Source organism: Rhodococcus ruitaii (genome assembly GCF_055230935.1).
The window spans coordinates 269,905-277,036 of sequence record NZ_JBUYWC010000009.1; the positions used below are offsets into that span (position 1 = coordinate 269,905).

Consider the following 7,132-nt stretch of genomic DNA (forward strand, 5'->3'; position numbering starts at 1 on the left):
AGGGCCCCGTTGGCTATCAGCGATATTCGAGAATTCGCGCATCTGACCGACGCCGATGTCGAAGCACTCGGACGCGAGTTCGACGCGATTCGAAACGATATCGAGCGTTCGCGCGGTGTGCGTGATGCGCGGTACATCCACAACACCATTCGGTTGCAGCGGACCCTCGAGGTGGTCGGGCGTGTGGCGCTGTTCCGGTCGCGAGAACGGACGTGGTGGCTTCTCGGTGCCGCAGCGCTGTCGCTGTCGAAGATCATCGAGAACATGGAGCTCGGGCACAACGTGATGCACGGGCAGTGGGATTGGATGAACGATCCCGAGATCCATTCGACATCGTGGGAGTGGGACCAGACGGGCCCGTCCGAACAATGGAAGCGCGCCCACAATTACGCGCACCACACCTACACGAACATCGTGGGGATGGATGAGGACGTCGGATTCGGTATCCTCCGGATGACCCGCGACGAGAAATGGCGTCCGATCAACCTCCTGCAGCCGGTGGCGAACGTGATTCTCGCCGCGACCTTCGAGTGGGGTATCGCGCTGCACGATCTGTCGGCTACGAAAGACCTTGCCGGTATTCCTAGTACGCAATGGAATTCGGGACCAAACAAGGAATTCGCCCTCAAGGCGGGCAAGCAGGTTCTCAAGGACTGCGTGCTGTTTCCTGCGGTGACGGGCCCCGCGTGGCGGTCGACGCTGAAGGCGAATCTCACGGCGAACCTCGTCCGCAACATCTGGGCGTACGCGGTGATCTTCTGCGGGCATTTCCCGGACGGTGCGGAGAAGTTCACTCCCGACGAGTTCGAACGAGAGACGCGCGCGCAGTGGTATCTGCGTCAGTTGCTCGGTAGCGCGAACATCTCGGGCGGCAAGATCGTGGGATTCCTGACCGGCAATCTGAGCTATCAGATCGAGCATCACCTGTTTCCGGATCTGCCGAGCAATCGGTACCCCGAGATCGCGGCCCGGGTCCGTGCGTTGTGCGCAAAATACGATCTGCCCTACACGACCGGATCGTTGGGGCGTCAGTACTGGCTCGCCCTGCGGACGATTCACAAGCTCGCACTTCCGGACAGGTTCTTGAAGGCGACATCCGACGACGCGCCCGAGACATCGTCCGAGCGCAAGTTCCGGCAACTGCGTGCGAATGTGGCGTTGCCGACCATCACCACAGACCCGATCACAGGCCGGCGACGGGGTCTGCTGACCGCGCTGCGGGCACATGCGGAGCACGCAGTAGCGGCACGTCGCGCGAAGGCTGCTGTGCGACAGGGGAAGACGCTCGCGCCCAGTCGTTCGTGATTCCGGTCACAGCGGCGAACTCATCAACCTACGGAGCCGTAACCTACGGTAGGGTAACTGCATGGCGATTTCGGATGTCAAGGAGTACGCGCACCTCACCGAGGCCGACGTCGAGGCGATCGGCCGCGAACTCGACGCGATCAGGCGCGACGTGGAAGAGTCGCGCGGTGAGCGTGATGCCCGCTATGTCCGTAACACCATCCGGCTGCAGCGTGGACTCGAGATCGGAGGGCGCGTCGTCCTGCTCGGTTCACGGAAACGCCCCCTCTGGATTCTCGGGACGGCCATGCTCTCCCTGTCGAAGATCATCGAGAACATGGAGCTCGGGCACAATGTGATGCACGGGCAGTGGGATTGGATGAACGACCCGGAGGTGCACTCGGCGAGCTGGGAGTGGGACAACGCCGACCCGTCAGCGCACTGGAAGATCACCCACAACTACCACCACCACAAGTACACCAATATCCTGGGCATGGACGACGATGTCGGATACGGTCTGCTCCGGGTCACACGCGATCAGCGCTGGAAGCCGTTCTACCTCGGCAACATCGCCTACAACGCGCTCCTCGCCTCCCTGTTCCAGTACGGGATCGCGATTCAGTTACTCGAACTCGGCAAGGTCATCCAGGGCCGTGACGATCGCGAACTGACGAAGGTCCGTGGCAAGGAGGTACTCGCCAAGATCGGCAAGCAGAACCTCCGCGACTACGTTGTCTACCCGGCGCTCACCGGGAAGGCGTGGAAGTCGACGATCAAGGCCAACGCCACCGCCAACTTCGTCCGCAACCTGTGGACCAACGCCGTGATTTTCTGTGGCCACTTCCCGGACGGTGCCGAGAAGTTCACCAAGAACGATATCGAGAACGAGACCCACGCCGAGTGGTATCTGCGACAGATGCTGGGGTCGGCGAACATTTCGGGGGGCAAGGTCATGGATTTCATGACCGGCAATCTGAGTTACCAGATCGAGCACCACATCTACCCGGATCTGCCGTCGAATCGGTACGCCGAGATCGCGGTGCGCGTGCGCGAACTGTGCGACAAGTACGACCTGCCGTACACGACCGGTCCGCTCGCGGTGCAGTACTGGAAGTCGTGGCGAACCATCGCCAAGCTGTCGCTTCCCGACAAATACCTCACGGACACGCGTGACGCAGCGCCGGAAACCGCGTCCGAGGTCGGCTTCGGCGGGGCCGCCGAAGTGGATCCGGTCACGGGGCGCAGGCTGGGTCTGGCCACCACCATCGAGAAGACCCGTAAGCGTGGTTTCGTCCGCCGTGTGCTCGGGATGCGCTGACCGGACGTCGCGAACAGACTCGGGAGCCCGGTTTCGTTTCGGCGAGGCCGGGCTCGCGCACGTATGGCCTACCAGGTGTCGTTCGTGGCCAGTGCGGCGAGCAGGTCTCGTACGGTCATCGCCCGGCGCAACGACTGACCTTCGAGCTTGTCGAGTGCGCACTCGGGATCCGCGGGCGGGCCGAGATGGGTGCACCCGCGCGGACACTGTTCGACGGCGACCGCGAGATCGGAGAATGCGCCGATGACGTCGTCGGGTTCGATGTGCGCGAGTCCGAACGACCGGATGCCGGGCGTGTCGACCACCCAACCGCCGGCCGGGAGCGGCAGTGCCACGGACTGCGTGGACGTATGACGTCCTTTACCCACTCCGGACACGACGCCGGTGGCGCGTTCGGCGTCGGGGACGAGCCGATTGACCAAGGTGGATTTGCCCACCCCGGAATGGCCGATCAGCGCCGTGACACGGCCCTGCAACAGTGCGGTCAGCTCGGCGAGGCCGTCGTCCTGCCCGGCGAGCACCACCGGGACAGCGAGATCTGCAAAATGTGCGGCGAACTCGTCTGGATCGGCCAGGTCGCTCTTCGTCAGGCACAGCACCGGCGTCAGACCACCCGTGTATGCGGCCACCAGCGCGCGCTCGACGAGGCCGGTGCGCGGTGGCGGGTCGGCCAGCGCGACCACGATCAGCAGGTGTGAGGCGTTGGCTACCACCACCCGCTCGTACGGGTCGGTGTCGTCCGCGGTGCGTCGCAGTACGGTGGTGCGGTCGTCCACACGCACGATGCGGGCGAGCGTGTCGGGCCGTCCCGACAGATCGCCGACCACGCCCACCTGATCTCCGACGACGATCGGCGTCCGGCCGAGTTCCCGGGCTCGCATGGTGGTAACGGCGCGCGCAGGGTCGCCATCGAGCACCACCCCCCAGCGGCCCCGGTCGACAGAGACGACCATCCCGTCCAGTGCATCGTGGTGGGCCGGCCGATCCTTGGTGCGCGGTCGTGATCCTCTGCCCGGGCGGACCCGGACATCGGATTCGTCGTACTGTCGCCGCTTCAGGAGTGGGCTCCCGTCAACATCGATTCCCACAGCACGTCGAATCCCGGCAAGGTCTTGGCAGTCGTACCGATGTCCTCGACCTCGACCCCGTCGATCGCGAGACCGATGATCGCCCCCGCCGTCGCCATCCGGTGGTCGGCGTAGGACCGCCACACTCCACCGTGCAGTGTCGCGGGCCGGATGTGCAGTCCGTCGTCTGTCTCGCTGACGTCACCACCGAGACCGGTGATTTCGGCAGCGAGCGCGGAGAGCCGATCGGTCTCGTGGCCACGCAGGTGCGCGATCCCGCGCAGGATCGTCGGTGAGGAGGCGAGTGCGGCGACGGCCGCGACCGTCGGGGCCAGTTCACCCGCGTCGCGCAGGTCGACGTCGATGCCGACGAGGCGCTCCGGTCCGCGCACCGTGAGCACGCCGTCGGTCAGCGACACGTCGGCGCCCATGAGCTCGAGAATGCCGCGGATCGCGTCCCCGGCCTGGGTGGTCGTCGCGGGCCACTGCGGCACCGAGACGGTGCCGCCGGTGACCGCCGCGGCGGCGAGGAACGGTGTGGCGTTCGACAGGTCGGGTTCGATCGTCACGTCGTGTGCTTTGATCGTGCCGGGCGAAACTCGCCACGTGTTCGCGTCGGATGTGTCGACGGAAATCCCTGCGGCACGCAACATCTCGACGGTCATGTCGATGTGCGGCATCGACGGTACGGGTTTGCCGTCGTGGTGCACGACGACACCCTCGTCGAATGCGGCCGCCGACAGGAGCAGGCCGGAAACGAACTGTGACGAGCCGGACGCGTCGATCGTGACGGTGCCGCCGCGTACCCCGCCCTTGCCCCGCACGGTGAACGGCAGCGAGTCGCCGTCGATGCGTGCGCCGAGACTACGGAGGGCGTCGAGAACGGTGCCCATCGGGCGCACCCGTGCCTGCTCGTCGCCGTCGAAGTGCACGTCGGCCGTCGCGAGCGCTGCTACCGGCGGTACGAACCGCATGACCGTGCCCGCCAAGCCGCATTCGACCGAGCCGCCATGCAACCGGCCGGGGGTGATGTCGAGGGTGGTGCCGCCCTCGCGGTCGGTGATTGCGGTGCCGACGGCGCGCAGCGCACCGATCATCAGGTCGGTGTCGCGGCTGCGCAAAGCTCCGGTGATCGTCGACGGCCCGTCGGCCAGCGCAGCCAGGATCAGGGCGCGGTTCGTGATCGACTTCGATCCGGGCAGCGTCACGGACGCGTCGATGGCGGTCACGGCTCGGGGTGCTTTCCACAGGCTCACCCGACCATCTTCGCCCATCGACCTGCCGACGTCCGACTGCGGATGGTCCGGTGCGGTGAAATGGCGAGGTGTCGGGCATGGCTGCGACACTCGTGGCATGTGCGGTAGGTATGCGACCACGGCGGATCCGGCGACCTTGGCAGCCGAACTCGATGCGATCGACGAGACCGGCGACGCCGAGATCGTGCCCGAGTACAACGTGGCGCCCACCACCGGTGTGCTCACTGTGGTGGCACGGCACGATCGCGAAGCTCCGGACAGCGCGGCGCGGCGTCGGATCCGGCGTATGCGCTGGGGCCTGGTGCCGTCGTTCGCGACGGAGGTCGGCAAGAACGCACCGCTGTTCAATGCCCGATCAGAGTCGGTCGCGATCAAACCGTCGTTTGCGCAGTCGCTCCGCTACCGGCGCTGCCTCGTCCCGATGGACGGGTGGTACGAATGGCAGGCCGAACCGGCTTCCGGCGGCAAGACCCGCAAAGTTCCGTACTTCATGTCGCGGGGCGATGGGTCGCGCATCTACCTGGCAGGGCTGTGGGCGGTGTGGCATGATCCGCGCAGTTCTGAGGTATCACCGCTGCTCAGTACTACTATTCTCACTGCTGATTCGATTGCGCAGTTGAGCAATGTGCATCACCGCATGCCCCTGATCATGCCGCCTGAACGATGGGACGCCTGGCTCGATCCCGACAGCCTCGGGCATCCGGATCTGATCGTGCCCAGCGCAGAGGCAGTCGCCGGGATCGAGATCCGCCGTGTGTCGGACAAGGTCAACAGCGTCCGGAACAAGGGCCCGGAACTGGTGGCGCCCGACGACGGTCAGAGCGACCAGCCGACTTTGCTCTAGTCGGCCGCAGCCGGACCGCCGTCAGTGGGCGGCGGTAACGGAAGCGACCACGGCACCGGTGAGCCGGATCAGATCGGCGGGCGCCAGTTCGACCTCGAGGCCGCGACGCCCGGCGCTGCACAACACGCGATCCCACTTCACGGCAGAGGAATCGACGACGGTGCGCAGCCGCTTGCGCTGCCCGAGCGGTGAGATTCCGCCGAGCACATACCCGGTGGAGCGCTCGGCGTCGGTGCGTTCGGCCATGGCGGCCTTTCCGCCGTTCAGTGCGGCCGCGACGGCCTTCAGGGACAGCGTCTCGGGAACGGGAATCACTGCGACCCCGAGGGAGCCGTCGGAGTGCACGATCACCAGAGTCTTGAAGATCTGGGCAGGTGCAACGCCGAGACGCTCACCGAGGGTATCCACCGCCTCGCTGCCGTACGAGGTGGCCCGAGTGTCGTGGGCGTACTCGTGCACGCGGAAGGCCACGTTCTCGCGAGTCAGCAGTGTCGTCGCGGGCGTGGAGGTCGAAGCCATGGCATCACTGTAAGTGGGGCGCGGTCGAGGGGGTTGCGAACTGCTCGACATTCTGTGAACAAATATGAACAAACATGACCGAATCTCTATTCCCCAAGACGCGTGACACCAACCGAGCGGGCCGTACCCGGGACACGCACCCGCAGACCCCTACCGAAGGTTCCCTCAGACCCGGATACCGGTGCCAGCTCACCGGCCCGGTGATGCACCCGCGGGTCTGCACCCTCGGTGCAGCGACCCGGACCACCAGGAAACCACGCTCACGGTGTGGGCCACCACGAACCGACCCGATCCCGGTGCTCACCGAGGTCGGGTCCGGCGTGGACGGGACACCTCGCGCAGGGCACACCCGAGACTGTGTCGGACCCTGCTGCGAGCATGATCATCGTGACATACCGCGACCGCCGGGCCCGGCTCGGAGCCGAGCATCCGATCGCCTCCCTGCCGGCGCAGGGTCGCCTCTACGGCCACCGCCGTGCGCGCACTCGTGCGATGCGCACGGTCACCGTCACCACGCAGGACGGCCCGGTCGAGGCGAGTTCCTGATGGCGAGGTTCGAGATCCCGCACGGCTGGACCGCGCAGGCCTACCGGTACGCGCTCGACCCCACACCCACCCAGGTGCGGGCATTCCGCTCGCACGCGGGTGGTGCCCGCAAGGCGCACAACACGATGCTCGCGTTGGTGAAAGCGGTGATGGATCAACGGCAGGCCGAACGCACCTACGGTATCGCCGAGGACGAGTTGACACCGTCGTTGGGATGGTCGCTACCGGCGTTGCGTAAGCAGTGGAACGTGCGTAAACACGTGGTGGCGCCGTGGTGGGCCGAGAACTCGAAGGAGGC

At 65.9% G+C, this 7,132-nt stretch carries 8 protein-coding genes; 5 read left to right on the forward strand and 3 right to left on the reverse strand.

The window, feature by feature from the left end; translation table 11 throughout:
- Nucleotides 1-9 precede the first annotated feature (9 nt).
- Together ACZI8W_RS14100 and ACZI8W_RS14105 are read left to right on the forward strand one after the other, a co-directional pair.
- Nucleotides 10-1,305 carry a fatty acid desaturase family protein gene (locus tag ACZI8W_RS14100; RefSeq protein WP_463369107.1) on the forward strand — a complete coding sequence of 432 codons (1,296 nt, stop codon included), beginning with the start codon at nucleotides 10-12 and terminating at the stop codon, nucleotides 1,303-1,305.
- 61 nt (nucleotides 1,306-1,366) lie between these two features.
- Nucleotides 1,367-2,602, forward strand: a complete 1,236-nt coding sequence (locus ACZI8W_RS14105; protein ID WP_463369108.1) for a fatty acid desaturase family protein — start codon at nucleotides 1,367-1,369, stop codon at nucleotides 2,600-2,602.
- A gap of 68 nt (nucleotides 2,603-2,670) precedes the next feature.
- On the opposite strand, the gene rsgA is transcribed toward ACZI8W_RS14105, so the two are convergent.
- Nucleotides 2,671-3,690 (reverse strand): ribosome small subunit-dependent GTPase A, encoded by a 1,020-nt coding sequence (rsgA, locus tag ACZI8W_RS14110; protein WP_463369109.1) that lies wholly within the window; start codon nucleotides 3,688-3,690, stop codon nucleotides 2,671-2,673.
- A complete protein-coding gene (gene aroA, locus ACZI8W_RS14115) occupies nucleotides 3,657-4,943 on the reverse strand; it encodes a 3-phosphoshikimate 1-carboxyvinyltransferase (RefSeq protein ID WP_463369110.1) in 1,287 nt (428 codons plus the stop codon). The genes rsgA and aroA overlap by 34 nt, the downstream gene beginning before the upstream one ends.
- A 79-nt stretch (nucleotides 4,944-5,022) precedes the next feature.
- Here aroA and ACZI8W_RS14120 point away from each other — a divergent pair, with 79 nt between their 5' ends.
- On the forward strand, nucleotides 5,023-5,769 hold the full coding sequence (locus ACZI8W_RS14120) for an SOS response-associated peptidase (RefSeq protein ID WP_463369111.1): 747 nt from the start codon (nucleotides 5,023-5,025) through the stop codon (nucleotides 5,767-5,769).
- 21 nt (nucleotides 5,770-5,790) lie between these two features.
- Here ACZI8W_RS14120 and ybaK read toward each other — a convergent pair whose 3' ends face one another.
- The gene (gene ybaK, locus ACZI8W_RS14125; protein WP_463369112.1) at nucleotides 5,791-6,288 is read right to left on the reverse strand and encodes a Cys-tRNA(Pro) deacylase; all 498 of its coding nucleotides are present in this window, start codon (nucleotides 6,286-6,288) and stop codon (nucleotides 5,791-5,793) included.
- 378 nt (nucleotides 6,289-6,666) lie between these two features.
- Here ybaK and ACZI8W_RS14130 point away from each other — a divergent pair, with 378 nt between their 5' ends.
- Both ACZI8W_RS14130 and ACZI8W_RS14135 read left to right on the forward strand, forming a co-directional pair.
- Complete coding sequence (locus ACZI8W_RS14130; protein WP_463369113.1) at nucleotides 6,667-6,834, forward strand: recombinase family protein; 168 nt, start codon at nucleotides 6,667-6,669, stop codon at nucleotides 6,832-6,834.
- Nucleotides 6,834-7,132 (forward strand): helix-turn-helix domain-containing protein (locus tag ACZI8W_RS14135; protein WP_463369114.1); only part of this gene is annotated, 299 nt, incomplete at its 3' end. The genes ACZI8W_RS14130 and ACZI8W_RS14135, both read left to right, overlap by 1 nt.